1 rRNA gene is annotated in these 209 nt (G+C 45.5%); it reads left to right on the top strand.

Annotated features, from left to right (window positions below):
• Positions 1 to 209: ribosomal RNA gene (locus LPAF129_RS11170) — 23S ribosomal RNA — on the top strand; the annotation flags it as partial.

The raw sequence follows: 209 nt of genomic DNA, 5'->3' as shown, positions 1-209 counted from the left end.
AAGGTCCCTAAATATGTGTTAAGTGGAAAAGGATGTGGGATCGCACAGACAACTAGGATGTTGGCTCAGAAGCAGCCACCATTTAAAGAGTGCGTAATAGCTCACTAGTCGAGTGATCCTGCGCCGAAAATGTAACGGGGCTAAACACATTACCGAAATTGTGGATTCAACCATTAGGTTGAGTGGTAGGAGAGCGTTCTAAGGGCAAT

This window comes from Ligilactobacillus pabuli, from assembly GCF_022836475.1.
Taxonomy (GTDB): Bacteria; Bacillota; Bacilli; order Lactobacillales; family Lactobacillaceae; genus Ligilactobacillus; species Ligilactobacillus pabuli.
The sequence above is the reverse complement of the archived record's forward strand: the minus strand, read 5'-3'. Positions and strand labels throughout refer to the sequence as shown.